The 279-nt window shown below is 71.3% G+C and carries 2 pseudogenes; both read right to left on the bottom strand.

The window, feature by feature from the left end:
- Nucleotides 1-103, bottom strand: a pseudogene (locus OO54_RS48220) (ABC transporter); the annotation flags it as partial.
- Between the two features lie 28 nt (nucleotides 104-131).
- Nucleotides 132-279 (bottom strand): annotated as a pseudogene (locus OO54_RS49070) (DUF4097 family beta strand repeat-containing protein); the annotation flags it as partial.

The following is a 279-nucleotide window of genomic DNA, read 5'->3' as shown; positions in this document are numbered from 1 at the left end:
CGAACACGGTGCCCTCCGGGACGGTCAGGTCGATCCCGTCGAGGACGGTCTTCTCGCCGTAGGACTTGCGCAGTCCGTTCGCCGCGATGGCGGGGTGCGTCATGGCAGGTGCTCCTTCGGGTGTGGGTGGGTCAGAGGCTGCGGGCGGTGATGTCGCCGAACGAGGTGGTGGCGTGGAACGCGAGGGCGGCGTCGGCGCCTTCGCTGTTGGTGAGGCTGTTGGAGATGCGGCCGTAGGCGGTGCCGGCGTCGAGGGTGGCGGAGGTGCCGCGGGCGGCG

The sequence above is a fragment of the Streptomyces wedmorensis genome, from assembly GCF_000716445.1.
Taxonomy (GTDB): Bacteria; Actinomycetota; Actinomycetes; order Streptomycetales; family Streptomycetaceae; genus Streptomyces; species Streptomyces wedmorensis.
The sequence above is the reverse complement of the archived record's forward strand: the minus strand, read 5'-3'. Positions and strand labels throughout refer to the sequence as shown.